This window comes from Burkholderia sp. SIMBA_062 (assembly GCF_046534765.1).
GTDB classification, from domain to species: Bacteria; Pseudomonadota; Gammaproteobacteria; order Burkholderiales; family Burkholderiaceae; genus Burkholderia; species Burkholderia ambifaria.
Genome location: NZ_JAWRYD010000512.1, coordinates 1 through 246, shown reverse-complemented (window position 1 = coordinate 246; position 246 = coordinate 1). Strand labels below are relative to the sequence as shown.

Here is a 246-nt window from a genome sequence, read left to right as displayed (position 1 = left end):
CATGCGCGCTCGCGCGGCGCGAGACCGAGTGCGGCACATTCGTCGGACCAGGGCATATCGACGGCTTCGCGCGTCACGCGCACCCGAACCTGGCCGAGCGTGCGCAAATGCGCGGTGAGCGAACCGCCGCGCGTGAGCCAGTCTTTCTGGGCGGCGCTGAAGGCCGCGAGGGGCGCGACGCGCCAGTGCGCGTCGGCGGCATCGAATCTGATAGGCATGGCGCGATTATAGGCTGCGCACAGTTAG

Annotated in this window: 1 protein-coding gene; it reads right to left on the bottom strand. The window is 69.1% G+C overall.

Features of this window, described 5'->3' with window-relative positions:
• A partial coding sequence (locus tag SB786_RS37270) for a chorismate--pyruvate lyase family protein (protein WP_410731721.1) occupies nucleotides 1–218 on the bottom strand: 218 nt, incomplete at its 3' end.
• Nucleotides 219–246: the final 28 nt, after the last annotated feature.